This window comes from Arcobacter thermotolerans (assembly GCF_983172305.1).
Map to the genome: position 1 here is coordinate 85,690 of NZ_CFAFZJ010000004.1, position 18,569 is coordinate 104,258.

The 18,569-nt window shown below is 27.8% G+C and carries 19 protein-coding genes; 14 read left to right on the forward strand and 5 right to left on the reverse strand.

Going from position 1 to position 18,569, the window contains the following annotated elements; genetic code table 11:
- Positions 1-24 precede the first annotated feature (24 nt).
- Genes AC5LG6_RS04685 through AC5LG6_RS04695 form a run of 3 tightly spaced genes read left to right on the forward strand, consistent with a single transcriptional unit; the run spans position 25 to position 3,808 of the window.
- The gene (locus AC5LG6_RS04685) at positions 25-1,728 is read left to right on the forward strand and encodes a proline--tRNA ligase (RefSeq protein WP_498585825.1); all 1,704 of its coding nucleotides are present in this window, start codon (positions 25-27) and stop codon (positions 1,726-1,728) included.
- Positions 1,729-1,740: 12 nt separating this feature from the next.
- Entirely contained in the window at positions 1,741-2,616 is an 876-nt protein-coding gene (locus tag AC5LG6_RS04690; RefSeq protein ID WP_260884616.1) for a mechanosensitive ion channel family protein, read from the forward strand.
- Positions 2,591-3,808: a CCA tRNA nucleotidyltransferase gene (locus AC5LG6_RS04695; protein ID WP_498585826.1), complete on the forward strand. Its 1,218-nt coding sequence runs from the start codon at positions 2,591-2,593 to the stop codon at positions 3,806-3,808. The genes AC5LG6_RS04690 and AC5LG6_RS04695 overlap by 26 nt, the downstream gene beginning before the upstream one ends.
- A 290-nt stretch (positions 3,809-4,098) precedes the next feature.
- Here the strand turns inward: AC5LG6_RS04695 and AC5LG6_RS04700 are convergent, their stop codons facing one another.
- Positions 4,099-5,331 carry an apolipoprotein N-acyltransferase gene (locus AC5LG6_RS04700; protein WP_498585827.1) on the reverse strand — a complete coding sequence of 411 codons (1,233 nt, stop codon included), beginning with the start codon at positions 5,329-5,331 and terminating at the stop codon, positions 4,099-4,101.
- 28 nt (positions 5,332-5,359) lie between these two features.
- Between AC5LG6_RS04700 and yajC the strand changes: the two genes are divergently transcribed.
- The 4 genes from yajC to AC5LG6_RS04720 all read left to right on the forward strand — a co-directional run bounded on the left by yajC (position 5,360) and on the right by AC5LG6_RS04720 (position 8,405).
- Positions 5,360-5,626 carry a preprotein translocase subunit YajC gene (yajC, locus tag AC5LG6_RS04705; RefSeq protein ID WP_066155400.1) on the forward strand — a complete coding sequence of 89 codons (267 nt, stop codon included), beginning with the start codon at positions 5,360-5,362 and terminating at the stop codon, positions 5,624-5,626.
- A 61-nt stretch (positions 5,627-5,687) separates the two neighbouring features.
- Positions 5,688-7,253: a protein translocase subunit SecD gene (gene secD, locus AC5LG6_RS04710; RefSeq protein WP_431394504.1), complete on the forward strand. Its 1,566-nt coding sequence runs from the start codon at positions 5,688-5,690 to the stop codon at positions 7,251-7,253.
- Positions 7,253-8,221 carry a protein translocase subunit SecF gene (secF, locus tag AC5LG6_RS04715; RefSeq protein WP_498585828.1) on the forward strand — a complete coding sequence of 323 codons (969 nt, stop codon included), beginning with the start codon at positions 7,253-7,255 and terminating at the stop codon, positions 8,219-8,221. Before secD ends, secF begins: the two co-directional genes overlap by 1 nt.
- Before the next feature lie 16 nt (positions 8,222-8,237).
- Positions 8,238-8,405: a hypothetical protein gene (locus AC5LG6_RS04720; RefSeq protein ID WP_164702519.1), complete on the forward strand. Its 168-nt coding sequence runs from the start codon at positions 8,238-8,240 to the stop codon at positions 8,403-8,405.
- Here the strand turns inward: AC5LG6_RS04720 and AC5LG6_RS04725 are convergent.
- The 3 genes from AC5LG6_RS04725 to motA are packed head-to-tail and all read right to left on the reverse strand — an operon-like array spanning position 8,398 to position 10,325.
- Positions 8,398-8,817, reverse strand: a complete 420-nt coding sequence (locus tag AC5LG6_RS04725) for a hypothetical protein (protein WP_498585829.1) — start codon at positions 8,815-8,817, stop codon at positions 8,398-8,400. The two genes, AC5LG6_RS04720 and AC5LG6_RS04725, sit on opposite strands and share 8 nt — an antisense overlap.
- Positions 8,817-9,560, reverse strand: coding sequence for a flagellar motor protein MotB (motB, locus tag AC5LG6_RS04730; RefSeq protein ID WP_066220532.1), 744 nt, complete (start codon positions 9,558-9,560; stop codon positions 8,817-8,819). The genes AC5LG6_RS04725 and motB overlap by 1 nt, the downstream gene beginning before the upstream one ends.
- Before the next feature lie 12 nt (positions 9,561-9,572).
- Complete coding sequence (motA, locus tag AC5LG6_RS04735) at positions 9,573-10,325, reverse strand: flagellar motor stator protein MotA (RefSeq protein WP_498585830.1); 753 nt, start codon at positions 10,323-10,325, stop codon at positions 9,573-9,575.
- Positions 10,326-10,479: 154 nt separating this feature from the next.
- On the opposite strand from motA, the gene AC5LG6_RS04740 reads away from it, so the two are divergent.
- The 6 genes from AC5LG6_RS04740 (at position 10,480) to AC5LG6_RS04765 (ending at position 17,693) form a co-directional block, all read left to right on the forward strand.
- Positions 10,480-10,824, forward strand: a complete 345-nt coding sequence (locus AC5LG6_RS04740) for a DUF6394 family protein (RefSeq protein ID WP_498585831.1) — start codon at positions 10,480-10,482, stop codon at positions 10,822-10,824.
- Positions 10,824-13,289, forward strand: a complete 2,466-nt coding sequence (gene leuS, locus AC5LG6_RS04745; protein ID WP_498585832.1) for a leucine--tRNA ligase — start codon at positions 10,824-10,826, stop codon at positions 13,287-13,289. The genes AC5LG6_RS04740 and leuS overlap by 1 nt, the downstream gene beginning before the upstream one ends.
- A 1-nt stretch (position 13,290) precedes the next feature.
- Entirely contained in the window at positions 13,291-13,806 is a 516-nt protein-coding gene (gene lptE, locus AC5LG6_RS04750) for an LPS assembly lipoprotein LptE (protein WP_498585833.1), read from the forward strand.
- Between the two features lie 2 nt (positions 13,807-13,808).
- Positions 13,809-14,981 (forward strand): Mur ligase family protein, encoded by a 1,173-nt coding sequence (locus tag AC5LG6_RS04755; protein ID WP_228280872.1) that lies wholly within the window; start codon positions 13,809-13,811, stop codon positions 14,979-14,981.
- Positions 14,968-17,085, forward strand: coding sequence for a TOTE conflict system archaeo-eukaryotic primase domain-containing protein (locus tag AC5LG6_RS04760; protein ID WP_498585834.1), 2,118 nt, complete (start codon positions 14,968-14,970; stop codon positions 17,083-17,085). The genes AC5LG6_RS04755 and AC5LG6_RS04760 overlap by 14 nt, the downstream gene beginning before the upstream one ends.
- Before the next feature lie 92 nt (positions 17,086-17,177).
- On the forward strand, positions 17,178-17,693 hold the full coding sequence (locus AC5LG6_RS04765; protein ID WP_498585835.1) for a rhodanese-like domain-containing protein: 516 nt from the start codon (positions 17,178-17,180) through the stop codon (positions 17,691-17,693).
- Between the two features lie 41 nt (positions 17,694-17,734).
- Here AC5LG6_RS04765 and AC5LG6_RS04770 read toward each other — a convergent pair whose 3' ends face one another.
- The gene (locus tag AC5LG6_RS04770) at positions 17,735-18,145 is read right to left on the reverse strand and encodes a hypothetical protein (RefSeq protein ID WP_498585836.1); all 411 of its coding nucleotides are present in this window, start codon (positions 18,143-18,145) and stop codon (positions 17,735-17,737) included.
- A gap of 120 nt (positions 18,146-18,265) precedes the next feature.
- Here AC5LG6_RS04770 and AC5LG6_RS04775 point away from each other — a divergent pair, with 120 nt between their 5' ends.
- The gene (locus AC5LG6_RS04775) at positions 18,266-18,568 is read left to right on the forward strand and encodes a hypothetical protein (RefSeq protein WP_120985922.1); all 303 of its coding nucleotides are present in this window, start codon (positions 18,266-18,268) and stop codon (positions 18,566-18,568) included.
- Position 18,569 lies beyond the last annotated feature (1 nt).

An 18,569-nucleotide genomic window follows, 5' to 3' on the forward strand; every position in this document is an offset into this window, starting at 1 on the left:
ATTTTAAAAATATAGGAAAAATATATGAAATTTAGTAAACTTTTTATTCCAACAACAAAAGAGATGCCAAGTGATGCCTCTTTGCCTTCTCATCAATTTTTAGTTCGTGGTGGATTTATTGCTCAAACTGGAGCTGGAATTTATGATTTTATGCCTTTGGGAAAAATTGTTTTAGAAAAAATTAGAGCTATTGTAAAAAAAGAGATGGATGAAGCAGGAGCAAATGAGGTTCAATTTGGTTTTGTGACACCTCTTAGTCTTTGGAGCGAATCTGGACGAGCTTTAACTATGGGAAGTGAGCTTTTAAGATTTAAAGATAGAAAAAATGGTGAGTTTGTTTTAAGTCCTACAAATGAAGAAGCTGTTGTAAATATGGTAAAAAATAGAGTTACTTCATACAAAGATTTACCTCTTCATCTTTATCAAATAAATACAAAGTTTAGAGATGAAGCACGTCCACGATTTGGACTTATGAGAGGAAGAGAGTTTTTGATGAAAGATGGATACTCTTTTCACTCTTGTGAAGAGGATTTAGTAAGAGAGTTTAATCTTATGGAAGAGACTTACAAAAAAATATATACAAAATTAGGTCTTGATTTTAGAGTTGTTGAAGCTGATAGTGGTGCAATTGGTGGAAGTGGAAGTAAAGAGTTTCACGTTTTGGCAAGTAGTGGAGAGGATACAATTGTTGTTTGTGATGGTTGTAATTATGCTGCAAATATTGAAGCTGCAAAAAGAGAAGCAAAAAAATATGAATTTAAAGAGGGTGAATTAAAAAAAGTAGAGACTCCAAATTGTACAACAATTGAAGATGTTGCAAATTTTTTAAGTGTAAGCAAAGAGCAAACTATAAAAGCAGTTATTAAAAAAGCAATTTTTAAAGATGAATCTAAAATTGTGGTGTTTTTTGTGCGAGGAAGTGATGAGCTTGAAGATACAAAAGCACAAAATAGTATAGATGCTTTGGAACTTATTGATGCAACTCTTGATGAGATAAAAGATGCAGGAGTTGTTGCTGGATATTGTGGATTAGTAGATTTACCAAAAGATATTTTGGTAGTTGTAGATAGTGAGTTAGAAAACTCTCAAAGTATGGTTTGTGGAGGAAATGAAGAGAATTTCCATTTTATAAATGTTGATTTAAAAGTTATTGAAAATATTAAATACTTTGATTTGATAGCTGTAAAAGAAGAAGATACTTGTGCTTGTTGTGGTGGAAAACTATCATATACAAAAGGAATAGAAGCTGGACATATTTTTCAGTTGGGAGATAAATACTCAAAAGCTATGAATGCTACATTTTTAGATGAAAATGGAAAAGCAAAACCATTTATTATGGGATGTTATGGAATAGGAGTATCAAGACTTGTTGCTGCTGTGATTGAGCAAAACCACGATGAAAAAGGTTGTATTTGGACAAAAAGTACAACTCCATTTATGGTAGATATTATTGTTTCAAACTCAAAAAATGAAGATGAAAAAAATATGGGTGAAAAAATCTATGAAGAGTTAAAAGCTTCAAATGTAGAAGTTATTTTAGATGATAGAATAAATGCTAGATTTGGGTTTAAAATTGGAGATTTTGAGCTTTTAGGTTTTCCATATGCGATAATTATTGGGAAAAAATTATTGGACGGAATAGTTGAAATAGTGGATAGAAAAACTCTTCTTAAAACAGAAGTAAAAATAGAAGAAGTTGTTTCTGAAATCTTAAACTTAATTAAATAAAAAGGTGGAAATATGAGTATTGAAAAAAATATAGAGAAAGTTGTTGATCAAAATGTTGAGCAAATAACAAGAGATTTTAAATCTTTTATTCCAGATAATATTGTGGATATAGCTATAGGATACTCTATATCTTTTGTTTTTGCACTTTTAATATTTTTTATAGGAAAATGGATTTCAAAAAGTGTAGTTAAAATTTTAGGTAAAGCTTTAAGAAAAGTTGGTGGTGTTGATGAAACTTTGGTTAAGTTTTTGGAAAACATTGTTTATTATGCTTTATTAACTGTTGTTATAATTGCTGCTTTAAATAAATTAGGAATTGCTACAACTTCATTTTTAGCTATTTTAGGAGCTGCTGGTTTAGCTGTTGGTTTAGCTTTGAAAGACTCTTTAGGAAATTTTGCTTCAGGTGTTATGATAGTTTTATTTAAACCATTTAAAGCAGGTGATAGTGTAGTTGCTGGTGGAGTAAGTGGAACTGTTACAGAAGTTACAATTTTTAATACAGTATTTTTAACTGCTGATAATCAAAAAATAATTGTACCAAACTCTTCAATTACAAGTGGAAGTATAACAAATGTAAATGCAAATAATACAAGAAGAGTTGATATTGTTGTGGCTATCTCTTACGAAGATAGTATTAAAAATGCAAAAGATGTTTTAACAAATATTATAAACTCAAATCCAAAAGTTTTAAAAGATAAAGGATTTGGAATATCTGTAACTGATTTAGCTGAAACTTCTGTAAAATTGGGTGTTAATGTTTGGGCAAAATCATCTGATTATGGTTCTTTAAAAGCTGAACTTTTAGAAGAGATTAAAATAAAGTTTGATGAGGTTGGAATTACAATTCCATATTCAAAAAATGTATATCAACAAATCAAAAATTAATATACCAAAACTACTCATTGATATTTTAACAACATTACAAGATAGTGGCTATAAGCCATATCTTGTTGGTGGTTGTGTGCGAGATTTTCTTTTAAAAAAAGCTGTTAAAGATTTTGATATTGAAGTTTTTGGTATTGAAAACTTAGAAAACTTAAAAATAATTTTAGAAAAATATACAAAAGTTCATGATATTGGAAAATCTTTTGGTGTTTTAAAAATAAATATCGATGATTTTGATATTGATTTTTCTATTCCTAGAGTAGAGAAAAAAGTAGGAAAAACTCATAAAAGTTTTGAGATAAAACTTCTTTCAAATTTAAATATAAAAAAAGCTGCAAAAAGAAGAGATTTTACCATAAATGCTATATATTACGACTATTTTAAAGATAGTTTTATAGATCCTTTTGATGGAATAAAAGATTTAAAAAAAAGAAAAATAAGATATATAGATAAAAAAAGTTTTGTAGAGGATAGTTTACGAGTTTTTAGGGCTTTTGGTTTTGCTTCAAGATTTGATTTTAAAATAACAAAAAAGACAAAACAACTTTTAAAAACTATAATAAAAAGTGGTGAATTGAATAATTTATCAAAAGAGAGAGTTTTTGAAGAGTTAAAAAAACTTCTTTTAAAATCAAAAAAGCCAAGTGTTGGTTTAAAACTTTTAGATGAGTTTGAAATATTTAAAATATCTTTTTTAAAAAAATATAAAGCTATAGATAAACTCTCAAAAATTTTTGAAAATAGAGATATAGATTTAAAAAGGGCATTAGTTTTATATTTTGTTGTTTTACTAAAAGATGAAAAAGAGGAAGATGTTTTTGAATTTTTATCAAAAATTACCAGTGATAAAAAGTTTATAAATTCTGTAGAATCTTTATGTAAAGAGAGTTTGGAAAATGACATTATAAGTTTAAAAAAACAATCTTTAAGTATAGTTTTGGAAGATTTAATCTTTGTTGAGATGGCATTTGGGAATAAAGATATTGATTTAATTTTACAAAAATGTGAAGAGTCTGATATTTTAAATAAAGCATTAAAACCACATATTATGGGAGTAGATTTGCTTGATTTAGGTTTTACTCCTAGTGGTGATTTTAAAAATATTTTGAATTTTGCAATGGATTTACAAATAGAAGAGAATCTTTCAAAAGATGAGTTAATAGATAGAATTATGAAGAATTTTATAAAATAGTATATTGACAATAATTTCATAATTGAGTAAAATTTTGCCGTTAAGAGAATGTACAAATAACTTAAGTGGGCTGATAATCCACAAAGTCGTGTAAAAGGTAGAGCTTTTTATAGCTTTACCTTTTTTTTTGCGGGTAGTGTAGCAATTTATAGGGCGGGAGCGACTTTTAAAGGAGTTACTGTGTATTCTCTTATGGTGGTAATAGTTTTAATATGTTTTGTACTTATTACAAAAGCATATTAATAAAAGGGATAGGACTTATCACCCTATCCTGTTATCACCACTTAGTTTTAAGGTCTATAAATTCTATTTTCACTTCCATTTACAACATGAAATATTGTAACGCTATATTTTTTTGAGTAATATTTTAAAAGTAGATGCTGTAAAGTTGGCTCTATTGAAGGTGTAAACCAAGCATTATTTGAAATCATAATCATATATTTAGTATCGCCTAAATTTTCAAATATTTTATCTGTTGTCCCTTCATAACAAATTGCATTTCTATATTTCTCTCCTTGAATTATAAAATCTGTTGGAGAGCTTGCTTTTGAGTAATCAGTAGCTCCATTATAGAAAATATCATTAATCAAATCAACAAAGAATTTAGGAAGAGGTATCTCTTCACCAAAAGGTACTAAAACAACTTTTTTTGCTACATTAACACTATTTTTACTATAAAAATATGAAGCATTAAAAATTTGGTTATCTTCTACATATAAAGCACCAGTTACTATATCTATTTTATTTGATAATTCTAGAAGCATATTGTTTAAACTAGGGTATTTATTTAGTGCAACAGAAAAAGCAGTTTCAGGTAAAACAATTAAAGTATAGCCCTTGTCAATAGCATCAAAAATTTGTTTGAAATTTTCATCATTTAAAGTTTTTAAATACTCTTTATCCCATTTTAAATCTTGATTTATATACATTTGAGGCATATATATTTTTGCTTTTGGAGTATCTATAAACTCACCTTTTTGGTTATGAAAAGCAAATAGTAGTGGTAAAATAGCTAGTACTTTTAATCTTTTTAATTTTATTACAAGATAAAGTGATATAAGAATTAAGAAAAATGCAAATTTTGTAGTGCTTAAATATGAATCAATAAATATAAGCTCAAGTTTTAACCAATTAAAACCAAATGGAGAGATAAATAAAAATCCAAAAATCATTAAAATTCTAAAAGAGAGTTTATTTATAACTGCAAAAAGAGCAAAAATAGTTCCAAAAACAATACCAATTCCTAAAAGTAAAAATGGAGCTATATAGGTAATATCATAGTATTGTAAACTAACACTCATCCAATAACACCACAAAATTCCTGTAAAGAATCCTGCATAAAATAGAGAAACTCTAGGAATTGTGAGTAGAAGATATATTCCATAAAGTCCAAATAGTGTATTGATTAATTTAAATTCAAATCCAAAATATGATAAATATATAAAAGCACTAAGTAGGCAAGCTGTAATCAAGCCTTTTATTATTAAATTTTTGTTAAAATATTCCGTTTTTAATAAAAACATACTAAACCCACAATAAAAAGGAAATTCGATGCAAGGCGATTTATTGACTTCATTACTACCTCTGGTTGCACTTTTTGCAATATTCTATTTTTTAATAATTAGACCACAACAAAAACAAGCAAAAGCTCATAAAGAGATGATCATAAACCTTAAAAAAGGTGATAAGATTGTAACAAATGGTGGCTTAATGGTAGAAGTAGTAAAAGTTGAAGATGCATTTTTTGTAGTAAAAAATAGTGATAACTCTGAGATGAAATTGGCTAAAGAGTTTGTTGCTAGACTTATTACTGAATAATTTATTATTTAAGATATGATTTTCATATCTTAAATTCTCTCCCTATAAATAAGGATTTATATTGAAAATTTTTAATTTTAAACTCACAATTTTTTTAATTAGTATTATATTTGGTGTTTTTTTTGCTATTCCATCTTTAATGCAAACAGATTATGGTAAAAAAGTAAATCTAGGACTTGACCTTCAAGGTGGACTTCATATGCTTTTGGGTGTAAACACTGAAGAGGCGGTAGCTTCAAAAACAAAATCAATTGCAACTGCTATTAAATATTTTAGTGATGATGAAGAGTTGCTTATTGACGGATTGACTGTTAGTGATAACTCTATTTATTTCTCAATTTTAGATATTGATGAAATGGCTAAAATGGATAAAATGCTCTCAGAAATAAAGGGTTTAGATATAGTTAAACAAGATTTAGAGTATAAAGTTTCTCTAAATGCTGAAGAGATAATAAAAACAAAAGATTACTCTGTTGCTCAAGCTGTTGAGACTATTAGAAATAGACTTGACCAATTTGGGCTTAGTGAACCGACAGTTGTAAGACAAGGTGATAGTGATATAGTTGTTCAACTCCCAGGAATTAAAACAGCTAGTGATGAAAAAGCAGCAAGGGATTTAATCTCAAAAGCTGCAAAACTTGAACTAATGGCAGTTGATGAAGAGAGAATGGATAGAGTATATCAAATGACAAGTAAAGAGGCAGCTGCTTTTGGAGATGTTATTTTAGAAGATACAAATGATTCAAATAAAAAATATCTTGTAAAAGAGATACCAATTTTGGATGGAAGTCAAGTTGTAGATGCTCAAGTTGCATTTAGTCAATCAAATCAACCAATTATAAATTTTACTTTAAATAGTGCGGGAGCTAGAATTTTTGGTGATTTTACTGCTAAAAGTGTAGGAAAAAGGTTAGCAATTGTTTTAGATGGAAAAGTTTACTCTGCACCAAATATAAATGAGAGAATTGGTGGAGGAAGTGGTCAAATTTCTGGAGGGTTTACAGTACAAGAAGCTGGAAATGTTGCTATTGCTTTAAGAAGTGGAGCACTTTTGGCAAGCGTAACTCTTTTGGAAAAAAGAAGTGTTGGACCATCTTTGGGGGCTGATAGTATAAAAGCTTCAATGATAGCTTTAGTCTCTGGAACAGCTTTAATTTTTATATTTATGATGTTTTATTATAGAAGAGCTGGAATTATTGCAAATATAGCTTTAATTGCAAATGTATTTATTCTTTTAGCAGTAATTGCTCTTTTTGGTGCAACTTTAACCCTACCAGGTATGGCTGGAATTATTCTTACATTAGGTATGGCTATTGATGCAAATGTTATTATAAATGAGAGAATTAGAGAAGTTTTAAGAACAGGAGCAAGTGTTCAAAAAGCTATAGAAGATGGTTATTCAAACGCTATTAGAGCTATTATGGATGGAAATATTACAACTTTTTTAGTTGCTATTGTATTGTATGCTTATGGAAGTGGAGCTATTAAAGGTTTTGCTGTAACTATTTCTATAGGGATTTTAACTTCAATGCTTACATCTATTGTAGGAACACATGGTATCTATCAAGCAATAATGCCAAAAATTGCAAAAGATAAAAACAATAAAAAATGGTTTGGAGTAGCATAATGGAGATTTTTAACAACAATAAAACTTATGATTTTATGGGTAAAAAAGTTGCTTTTTTAACTATATCTGGAATTTTAATTATAGCTTCACTTGTGTTACTATTTACAAGAGGTTTAAACTATGGTATTGATTTTGTTGGAGGAACTATTGTTCAAGTAAAATATGAACAAGCTGCACCTTTAGATAAAATAAGAGAAGTTTTAGAAAATAGTAAATATGCTGGTTCAAATGTAACAGAGTTTGGAAGTGCTGATGAGATAACTATAAGATTTACAGGTACTTCAAGCAGTGTAACAAATGATGTTAGTGATGAGATGTACAAAATATTAGAACCAACTGGAAATTTTGAGGTAAGAAAAATAGATATGGTTGGTGCAAAAGTTGGAGCAGAACTAAGAGAAAAAGGTATTATGGCTTTGACTATGGCTTTATTGGCTATGCTTATTTATATTGGATTTAGATTTGAGTGGAGATTTGCTATTGCTTCTGTTATTGGTCTTGTTCATGATGTTATTATTACTTTGGGGCTTATTAGTCTATTTAAAATAGATGTAAATCTTGATATGATTGCTGCAATTTTAACTTTGATTGGATATACAATAAATGATACTATTATTGTAAATGATAGAATTAGAGAGAGTTTACAAATTACAAAAGAGAGAGAGCTTGATGCTTTAATAAATGATTCTGTAAGTAAAACTCTTTCAAGAACAGTTCTTACATCTTCTACAACACAATTAGCAGTTCTTACTATGCTTTTATTTGGTGGGGAGATAATATATGCGTTTTCATTTACACTATTTGTTGGAATTATTATAGGAACTTACTCATCTATTTTTGTCGTTTCTCCATTTATTAAATTCTTAGGATTTAACACAGATAGTTATAGAAGTAAACAAGCTATAAAAGAGGCAAATAGAAGAGAGAAAGAGAAATTAAGAGCTATGTATGAACAAGGAAGAGTTTAAATAAAGGTAACTTAGAATGGATTCTTCAATAAAAGTATTAATTTATATTATAGTTGTTTTATTTATCGCTGTTTATATACTTTTTAATATAGTATTAGGCGATGCAAAAGATGAGAAAAAGATAAACGAAAACCCTAGCTCTATTCAAGAAAGAAGAGATGCTTTAAAAAAGATGTTTAACTAATATCATCTTTTTTTAAAAGTAAAAATATAAAATATGCACCAAAAAGATTTAAAGGTGCATATATATAAGAATAAAATGAGTTATTTATAAAAAGATACAAAATAGAGTTTATAAGATATATAAATATTAAAAACTTTAGAGAACTCTCTACATAAATATTCAAAAAATCAATCTTTATCATCTCCAATTTTTGTAAAATAATTAATAGAAAAAATAGATTAAAAAAGAGTGAAAAAATACTTAATAGTAAGTTTTTATTTTGAATTATATTTGAAGATTGAATAAAAATAGATACTAAGATTATAAAGATTGAACCATATTTTACTATTGGTTCAAAATCTATAAACTTTAAAAAACAGCACCTCTTTTTTAGAGTAGGAAGAATAGTATTAAACTTTTTTTTACTTTGCATTACTCTTTCATTTTATTAAAAATTGTCTCTAAATTTAAATCTTCTTCACTTTGAATTTGACCATTTGAATGAAGTTCAAACACAACTACACTTTTATCTTTTAGAGTTGACTCTTTATTACTTCCAAAACCACTTGAGTATAGTCTTGAAGGTTTTACATTGTATTTTACTAACTCTCTTATTACATTATTTGCTCTTGCTGTTGAAAGTTCTAAAGCATCTTTGTGTTTAGAGTTTTTAACCTCACTATCTTGTGCATAGCCTTTTACATTTATTTCAGTATCTTCAGGCATTGCATTTATTAATTTAGCTAAATTACTTAAAAAATCATTTGCAAAAACAGATGTAATCTCTGATTTTCCACTCTCAAAAGCTAAATGTGCTGGAACACTCATTAAAGAACCATTTGGAAGCTCTATTAAATTTGCACCTTTATTTTGATTTTGTTCTTGTTCATCTTTATTCTCTAAAGTATGAACTATAACTTTTTTACCCTCAACATTATCATCAACTGGTTCATCTGTCATAGCTTTTTCTTGTTTTGTTTGCTCTTCAACTATATTTGCAGATGGAAATTTATAAATTTTTATAAACTCCTCTTTTAATGCTTTTTGTTTCTCTATGTTTACAGAAGCTAAAGCGTATAAAGCAATAAAAAGAGCCAATAGAAGACTTAAAAAATCTGCATATGGAACTGCCCACTTCTCACCAGCTGGGCACTCACACTTCTTTTTTTTAGACATTTAAAAAAAATCCTATAAAGGCATTGGAGTTACCATTTTAGATAACTTCAATTTAAGTTCACCAGGTGCATCACCTCTTGCCATTCCTTTACAAGCAGCAAGTATTAAGTATTGCTCTTTTACAACTAAATGCCCTTTAGCTTTTAATTTAACTCCCCAAGGTCCTAAAAATATATATGAACCAGCAATTCCCATAACCGTTGCTGTAAATGCACCAGCAATTCCAGCTGCCATAGCAGGAGGATCATCAAGTTTTTGTAAAGCTAAAATTAGACCAAAAACAGCACCAACAAGCCCAATAGTAGGAGATGTTTCCCCAGCATGTAACCAAAAGTGACTAGCTCCGTGATAGTACTCCTCTGTTGCTTCAATTACAGGTTCTAATTGTTCTTCAATTTGCTCCTCTTTGCTTCCATCAACAACCATACTTAAAGCCTCTTTTAAGAATTGATGATTTAAACCCTGAACATCTTTTTCTAAGGCTAAAACCCCTTGCTTTTTAACAGTTATTGCATATTCAACTAGCTCATCAATTCTTGCTTCAAAATTCACAGGTGACTTTTTGAATATATTTTTAAACTCTTTAAAAGCTGCTTTTACATATTTGGAATCAGTTGCAACAACAGCCTCTAGCATTGCAGTTGGTATAACTATAATAAATGAGGAGATATGAAGAACTCCAGCGGGATTTCCACCTTCTAAAATAACTCCCACGGAAATAGATGTTATAGCACCTATTAATCCTAACAGTACAGATAAATCCATTTGTTTTCCTAAAAAAAAATTAATTTATAATATCTAAAGTAAATTAAAAAAGTGCTGTAATCTATAAATAAAGTTTGCAATATAGTTAAAATTAGTTTTTTATACAATTTTAGCTAATATACATACTTTATTTTAAATAGTTAAAAGGAAAAAAATGGACTGGGGTAAGGTAACCTATATTTTCTTAACATTAATGTCTTTAACAACAACGGCTGGTTTTTTGTATGAACCAAATATAATAGCTCTTTTTATAGCAGGTGGAGTTAATGTAATATCTACAATTTTAAAAATTGGTGTAAAAAATCTTCTTGCAGCTGAGCTTTTGGCTTGTTCATTAGTTGCTGATTTACACTTGATTCCTGCATTTTTGGTATTCGTTTTTACAGGAAATATTAACTTCGTTATTGCTCTTGCAATTGGTGCGGTAATTGCAAATGTAGTATCGATGATACTTTCTATGATTGAAAGTGCAAAAAATAAAGAAAAGGAAGATTATTAATGGAGTATTTGGCGAAGGATATTGAAAAAAAGTGGCAAAAATTTTGGATTGATAATAAATCTTTTGAGCCAAGTGATGATTTTTCAAAACCAAAAAAATATATATTAAGTATGTTCCCATACCCTAGTGGAAGAATTCACATGGGACATGTTAGAAATTACTGTTTAGGTGATGCTTTTGCCAGACATTTTAGAAAAAATGATTTTAATGTACTTCATCCAATTGGTTGGGATAGTTTTGGAATGCCTGCTGAAAATGCTGCCATTAAAAACAAACTTCATCCAAAAAAATGGACTTATGAAAATATAGATTATATGAGAAATGAGCTAAGAAGTTTAGGTCTATCTTTTAGTGAAAATCAAGAGTTTGCAACTAGTGATGAACTTTATACAAAATTTGAGCAAGAGTTTATAATAAAAATGTATGAAGCTGGTGTTTTATATAGAAAAAGTGCAACTGTAAATTGGTGTAATGATTGTCAAACGGTTTTGGCAAATGAGCAAGTTGTTGAGGGGTGTTGCTGGAGATGTGACAATGAAATTATACAAAAAGAGATGCCAGGATACTATGTAGCAATTACAAAATATGCACAAACTTTGCTTGATGATTTAAAAACACTTGAAAATTCATGGCCTTCTCAAGTTTTAACAATGCAAGAGAATTGGATTGGAAGAAGTGAAGGATTAGAGTTTAAATTTGATGTAACAAAAGAGACAAGAGCAAAACTTGATAAGATGTTTGCAAATTTTAGTGTATTTACTACAAGACCTGATACTATTTATGGAGTTTCATATACAGCACTTTCTCCAGAGCATCCAATTGTAAAATACATATTAGAAAAAGAGTTATTGCCAAAAAATAAATTAAATGCTATTAAAAATATGCAAAAAGTACCTCAAAAAGATAGAGCAATACAAGAAAAAGAGGGAATTGATTTAGAAATTGAAGCAATTCATCCATTAACTGGACAAAAAGTACCAGTTTGGGTTGCAAATTTTGTATTAAGCTCTTATGGTGAGGGTGCTGTTATGGCAGTTCCTGCGCATGACCAAAGAGATTTTGAATTTGCTAAAAAGTATGATTTACCGATAAAACAAGTTATTGTTGGAGATGATGGACTAATAGAAAAACAAACAGCTGCTTATACAGGAGATGGAGTTTTAATAAATAGTGAAAGTTTTACTGGCCTAAAAAATAGTGATGCAAAAAATGCAATAATGTATCACTTTGAACAAAATTCAAATGGAAGTAAAAAAGTAAATTTTAAACTTAGAGATTGGGGAGTTTCAAGACAGAGATATTGGGGTGCTCCTATTCCATTTGTTCACTGTAAAACTTGTGGCTTGGTTCCTGAAAAATTAGAAAATCTTCCTGTAGCCTTGCCTTTTGATGTAGAAATTACAGGAGAGGGAAATCCTCTTGATCTTCATCCTTCTTGGAAACACTGCTCTTGCCCAAAATGTGGTCAAAGTGCTATAAGAGAAACAGATACATTAGATACTTTTGTGCAATCATCTTGGTACTTTTTAAGATATGCAACAAATCATAAGAAATGGCAAACAGAAGGAATTTCAAAAGAAGATAGTGATTATTGGATGGATGTTGATCAATATATTGGCGGAATAGAACATGCTATTTTACACCTTTTATATGCAAGATTTTTCACAAAAGTTTTAAAAGATTTAGGTTATACAAATTCCAATGAACCATTTAAAAGACTTTTAACACAAGGTATGGTTTTAAAAGATGGTACAAAAATGAGTAAAAGTAAAGGAAATGTTGTAGATCCTGATATTTTAATTGAAAAATATGGAGCAGATACAGCAAGAATGTTTATACTTTTTGCAGCACCACCAACAAAAGAGTTAGAGTGGAATGATAGTGCAGTTGAAGGTGCATATAAATTTATAAAAAGATTTTATGAAAGAGCTATTAATATAACTTCAGATGGTTTAAAAGAGTTTAAAAACATATCTCAAGATAGTTTAAGCAAAGATGAAAAAGAGGCTAGAAAAAAAGTTTATGAAGCCTTAAATAAGTCAAATGAAGTTTTAACAAAAACATATGCTTTTAATACTTTAATTGCTTCTTGTATGGAGGCTATGAACTATTTATCATCACAAAAAAATGAAGCTATTTGGGCAGAAGCTTACTATATTTTAACAAATATTTTGGAACCAATTATTCCTCATGTTTGTTGGGATATTTCAAACAAATACTTTAATCTTGAAAACTTTAAAAAACCTTTAGAGGTTAAAAATGAGGTTTTTGAAAAAGATAGTATAGTTTTAGCTGTTACAGTAAATGGTAAAAAAAGATGCGAAATAGAAGTAGCACCAAATAGCTCAAATGAAGAGGTTTTAAAAATAGCAAAAGAAAATGCTAAAAAATGGTTAGAAAACTCTACAATTATAAAAGAGATTGTTGTGCCAAATAAACTTGTAAATATTGTAATTAAGGCATAATATGAGATTTCTAAAACCAATTTCTTTACTTTTAGTATCTATATTATTTTTGGCATCTTGTGGATATAGACCATCTGCATACTATGCAAAACAAGAGTTAGGTAAAGATTTATTTGTAAGATTGGATGTAACATCATCTGATCCTAAAAACTCTGTTTTAGTAAAAGATGCGGTAACTAAGATATTAATTCAAAGAGTTGGTTCTAATATGGTAAATAGTGAATCTCAAGCTGATATTATAATGGATTTAAAAATATCAAGAGTTAGTTTTTCAACTTTACAATATGATAAAGATGGTTACAATAAATTGTATAAAGCAAATGTAGTAATAGCTGTTAAATATTTTGATAAATCTACATCAAAAACAAAGAGTTTTACAGTTGATGGTGAGTATGATTTTGCTGTTGATATTGGAAGTAGTATAAACGATACACAAAGGTTTGAAGCTATTTCAAAAGCTAGTGATATGGCAGTTACTGATATTCTTTCAAGAGTTGCTGTTAGTTCTTTTAAATAAAAATGAGTTTAAAAACAAAATCATTAAGTGGTTTTTTAGATCATAAAACCATGTATTATGACAAAATAGATTTTAGCTTTGTAAACAGAGCTTTTTCTATTTTAGAAAAAGAGATAAAAATTCCTTTTGTTATTCATATTGTTGGAACAAATGGAAAAGGAAGCACGGGAAGATTTTTATCTCACTATTTATATAAAACTGGCTTTAAAACTCTTCATTATAGCTCCCCTCATATCAAAAAATTTAATGAGAGAATTTGGATAAATGGAGCTGATGTTAGTGATAATTTATTACAAAATGCACATGAATTTTTGACTAGAATTTATGATGAAGAGTTACTTTTAAAACTAACATATTTTGAATATACAACTCTTTTAGCTCTTTATTTAAGTAAAGATTGTGAATATTTAGTTCTTGAAGCAGGATTAGGTGGAGAGTTTGATGCTACAAATGTGGTGAAAAATGACCTAAGTTTAATCACAACTATAGGGCTTGACCACATATCTTTTTTGGGAAATAGCATAGAAAAAATTGCAAGAACAAAAATGAGAGCAACAAACAAAAAAATGATAATAGGTTACCAAGAGTTTCAAGAGGTTTTTGAAGTTGCACAAAAAGTAAAAGAAGAGTTAAAAGAAGAGTTTAATACAGATATTGAAATCTTAAAAGTTGAAAATTTTGAAATAGATTATGATTTTGTTTTTGCTTCATATTTAAAAAGAAATTTAGCACTTAGTATTAGATGTTTACAAGAGTTACCAGATTTTAAAAATAAGCCTATAAATCTTGAAATTTTTAACACAACTCCTCTATTTGGAAGATGTCAAAAAATAGGAAAAAATTTATATATAGATGTTGGACATAACTCTTTGGCAGCGAAAGTTATAAAAGAGGAGTTTAAAGATAAAAAAATAACTCTGATTTATAACTCTTATGAAGATAAAGATTATTTTGAAGTTTTAAAAGTTTTAAAACCAATCATAAAAGAGATTTTTATATTGCCTTTAGATGATAAACGAATTGTTAAAAAAGATATTTTGAAAAAGTGTATAAAAGAGTTAGAACTTATTGAGATTGAAAAATTAGCAATGGATTTAGAAAATGATTATTTGGTTTTTGGCTCTTTTTTAGTTGTTGAAAATTTTTTGGGACTAATAGGTTATGAAAACAGTTGAGCTTGAGTTAGAAGAGTTATACTTTCAAAAACAAAAGCTTGAAGAAAAAATTGAAGAGTTAGAAAACTTTTTAAAAAATCAAAAATCAAAAGATAAAAAAGAGTTTTCAAAAGATGAGAAAATAGAGCTTTTTAGAGAACTTTTTATATCTAGAACTGATATTTATGCTAAAAAATGGAAGAGTAAAGATGGAACTAAAGAGGGCTTTTCTCCTGTTAGTAAAACATTTATGGGTGATGATTTTTTACCTCTTACAAATAAAGATTTAGAAGAACATTTAAGAGGAAATATCTTTTTAGCTTCATATTTAATAGATAAAAAACAAGAGTGTAAATATGTTGTTTTAGAGTTAAACAGTGAAGATGTTTTTAAACTTCAAAGAGCTTTGTTAGAGTTAAATATTTCTGCTTCTTATAGTCTTAGTTCATATAATAGTATTTTTGCTTGGATATTTTTTAAAGAAAAAATTTCATCAAATATATCTTTTTCATTTTTATATTTTTTACAAAAAAAAGCAAACATTAGTGTAAAACTTTATCCAAATAGTGAGTTTTCAACACAAGAAAAATTAGGCTCTTATATAGAACTTCCTTTACAACTTTTTTATAGAAACAAAAATCGTACAGTTTTTTTGGATATTAATACAAAAAAAGTTTTTAATGATCAGTGGAATTATTTAGCAAATATAAAAAAAGCAAGTAAAGAACAAATTTATAGTTTTGCACAAGTTTTAAAACCACAAAATATACAAAGAGATTTAAAAACTGTAGATTTTCCACAAAATAGTATAGATATAGTTTTAGATAGTGGAATCAATTTTCCAATACAAAGCTTATCAAAAAGTTTTATAAGTAAACTAAAATCATTTGCTAGTTTTGAAAATCCTCAAATAAAACTGCTTCTTAGTCTTAGAAAACCACTATACAATACTCCAAAATATCTAAAAGGTTATGAAGAGAGTAGTGAGTTTTTAACACTTCCTAGAGGCTTAAAAGAGAAACTATTTGAGTATCTAAATTATAATTTGGTTAAATATAAAATAATAGATAATAGAGTTTTCGAAAAAATAGAGACAAAGAGAATTTTATTTACTCTAAGAGCTGAACAAGAAGATGCTATAAAAGAGATTTTAAAGTACGATAGTTCTATTTGTGTAGCACCTCCAGGATTTGGAAAAACTTTAATAGGTGCAAAAATATTTGAACAAAGAGCTGTAAAAACTCTTATTATTGTAAATAAAAATATGTTACTTGACCAATGGATTAGTCGTTTTGTAGACTATTTTGGATATAAAAAAAGTGATATTGGATTTTTAGGAAAAAGTCAAAATAGACTTAATGGAAATATAGATATAGCCACAATGCAGAGTTTAAATAATATTCCAGAATTAGTAGAAAATTACACACAAGTAATAGTTGATGAGTGTCACCATATTCCAGCACTTACATTTGAACAGATTGTAAAAAATTTTAAAGGAAAGTATATTTTAGGGCTTAGTGCAACACCAAATAGAAAAGATGAATTAGACCCAATACTATATCAACAATTAGGAAACATATCTTATGAGTATAAAAAGCCAAAAACTCATACAAATAGGCTTCTTGTAATAAAAACAGAGTTTACAAGTAGTGCTGATAATTATGCAGCAATTATAAATGAACTAGTTTCAAATGAAGATAGAAATAGACAAATAGTTAAAACAATAAAAGAGAATATAGATAGAAAAATATTACTTTTAAGCGATAGAATTGAACACTTGAATCTTTTAGAAAATATTTTAAAAGAAGAAAAAATAGATTTTGTTAGTGTTCATGGAAGCCAAAATAAAAAAGAGCAAGTAGAAAATATGCAAAAAGTTAAAACTAGTTCACTTATACTTGCTACTAGCTCATTTTTTGGAGAAGGTATAGATTTTCCTCATTTAAATACAATTATTTTTGCAACTCCAATATCTTTTTATGGAAGATTAATTCAATATTTAGGGCGAATAGGACGTGGAAATCAAGAGTGTTTAGCTATAGATTTCCTTGATAGTAAAAATGCTATGCTAAACTCAACTTATAAAAAAAGGCTTGAAGGTTATAAAGCTATGTATTATAAATAATTATAATGTAAATAAATATTTTTTATATAATTTTTTATTATAATTTAATACTCTTTACTATAAACTTTAAATAATTTTTTAGAGGAGTTTTTATGAAATTAGTAAAAGTTTTTATAGCGAGTTCATTTTTAGTTGGTTCATTATTTGCTTCAGATTTTATAACTTATGATAAGTTTAGTCAAAAATTAAAAGAAGATGCAAAAAAGTCAGGAATGATGGCAACAACTCAAGAAGTAAAAGATGCATTAAATGCTAAAGATTGGGCTGTTGTTGATGTAAGAACTACGGAAGAGTGGGCAGGAGCTTCTATAAAAGGAAGCTTTAGAGTAGGAAGAGAAGCTCCTGAAAAAGCTTTAGAGAATATTGTTTTAGATGATGATGAAAAGTTTGTAAAAGATAAATTAATTGTAGTTTGTAATACTGCCTCAAGAGCTGCTATTGAAGCACAAGCTTTTAAACAAATGGGATTTAAAACTGTAAAAATTTATGAGATAAATAAGTGGATTGATGAGTGTAATCCTGTGATTACAAAATATAGTGCTGGTGAACACAAAGATGGAACTAAAACAAAATTTGGTAACTATTATGCAGAACATTGCAAAAAATAGATAAAGAAGTAGAATAAATCTCTACTTCATCTATAGAGAAGTTAAGAATAAAATTCAACAGATTTTGATATATTTTTAGATCTTATTTGATCTTTGTTTTTTATAATTTCTCCATCTTCATCAATTCTTATTTTTTGTCTTAGATTGTTTGTTTCTTGTCTATCTTCTTCTTTTTCTAATAATTTTTCTTCTAGTTTTTTTATTTTATTTTCAAGTATGATAATCTCATCTAAAAGAAGATTTTTTTCTATAATCAAGCCATTTGCTTCATTTTTGATTTGCCCAATACGCTCTTTATAGGCATTTCTCTCTTTTTCAATAATATTGTTAAAATCTTTTAAATTTTTGTTCTCTTGTTCAAGAAGAACAATCTTTTTTACTAAAATAAGATTTTCACTTTTTAGCCTTTCTGAATCTTGCATAGCAAGACGGCTTAGAAGTTCATAGTTCATCAAAAATCCTTTAATAAAGATTAATATTATATTGTTTGACATAATCATAGCAAAAAAATAGGTAATTTAGCATAAAACTATATTATGTTAAAATCTTGCAATTTTTTTTCAAGGTTTATGATGATTACAATTGATGTTTTAGTTTTGTTAGATGTTGTTGGTTTAGAAGATAGAGATAAGTTTGAAAAGCATGTAAAAAAAGAGGGTTTTATAAAAGTAGAAAATGAGGATTTTGTCTATACAGGAAACTCTACAACTACAACTTTTGCTACAAAAGCTTATATTTTAGAAGTTTTTAAAAAAGGTTTACAAAAAAGTGGTTTTGAAGATGCTTCTTTGGTTTTTTTATTAAATGAAACACCATATCCACCATATATTTATGATAAAAATACAAATGATTTTGAACTAAGTGAAGTTAAGTAGT

Coding starts and splice junctions, on each gene's coding strand:
- AC5LG6_RS04685 (WP_498585825.1), top strand. CDS start 25: ATGAAATTTAGTAAACTTTTTATTCCAACAACAAAAGAGATGCCAAGT.
- AC5LG6_RS04690 (WP_260884616.1), top strand. CDS start 1,741: ATGAGTATTGAAAAAAATATAGAGAAAGTTGTTGATCAAAATGTTGAG.
- AC5LG6_RS04695 (WP_498585826.1), top strand. CDS start 2,591: ATGTATATCAACAAATCAAAAATTAATATACCAAAACTACTCATTGAT.
- AC5LG6_RS04700 (WP_498585827.1), bottom strand. CDS start 5,331: ATGTTTTTATTAAAAACGGAATATTTTAACAAAAATTTAATAATAAAA.
- yajC (WP_066155400.1), top strand. CDS start 5,360: ATGCAAGGCGATTTATTGACTTCATTACTACCTCTGGTTGCACTTTTT.
- secF (WP_498585828.1), top strand. CDS start 7,253: ATGGAGATTTTTAACAACAATAAAACTTATGATTTTATGGGTAAAAAA.
- AC5LG6_RS04720 (WP_164702519.1), top strand. CDS start 8,238: ATGGATTCTTCAATAAAAGTATTAATTTATATTATAGTTGTTTTATTT.
- AC5LG6_RS04725 (WP_498585829.1), bottom strand. CDS start 8,817: ATGCAAAGTAAAAAAAAGTTTAATACTATTCTTCCTACTCTAAAAAAG.
- motB (WP_066220532.1), bottom strand. CDS start 9,560: ATGTCTAAAAAAAAGAAGTGTGAGTGCCCAGCTGGTGAGAAGTGGGCA.
- motA (WP_498585830.1), bottom strand. CDS start 10,325: ATGGATTTATCTGTACTGTTAGGATTAATAGGTGCTATAACATCTATT.
- AC5LG6_RS04740 (WP_498585831.1), top strand. CDS start 10,480: ATGGACTGGGGTAAGGTAACCTATATTTTCTTAACATTAATGTCTTTA.
- leuS (WP_498585832.1), top strand. CDS start 10,824: ATGGAGTATTTGGCGAAGGATATTGAAAAAAAGTGGCAAAAATTTTGG.
- lptE (WP_498585833.1), top strand. CDS start 13,291: ATGAGATTTCTAAAACCAATTTCTTTACTTTTAGTATCTATATTATTT.
- AC5LG6_RS04755 (WP_228280872.1), top strand. CDS start 13,809: ATGAGTTTAAAAACAAAATCATTAAGTGGTTTTTTAGATCATAAAACC.
- AC5LG6_RS04760 (WP_498585834.1), top strand. CDS start 14,968: ATGAAAACAGTTGAGCTTGAGTTAGAAGAGTTATACTTTCAAAAACAA.
- AC5LG6_RS04765 (WP_498585835.1), top strand. CDS start 17,178: ATGAAATTAGTAAAAGTTTTTATAGCGAGTTCATTTTTAGTTGGTTCA.
- AC5LG6_RS04770 (WP_498585836.1), bottom strand. CDS start 18,145: ATGAACTATGAACTTCTAAGCCGTCTTGCTATGCAAGATTCAGAAAGG.
- AC5LG6_RS04775 (WP_120985922.1), top strand. CDS start 18,266: ATGATTACAATTGATGTTTTAGTTTTGTTAGATGTTGTTGGTTTAGAA.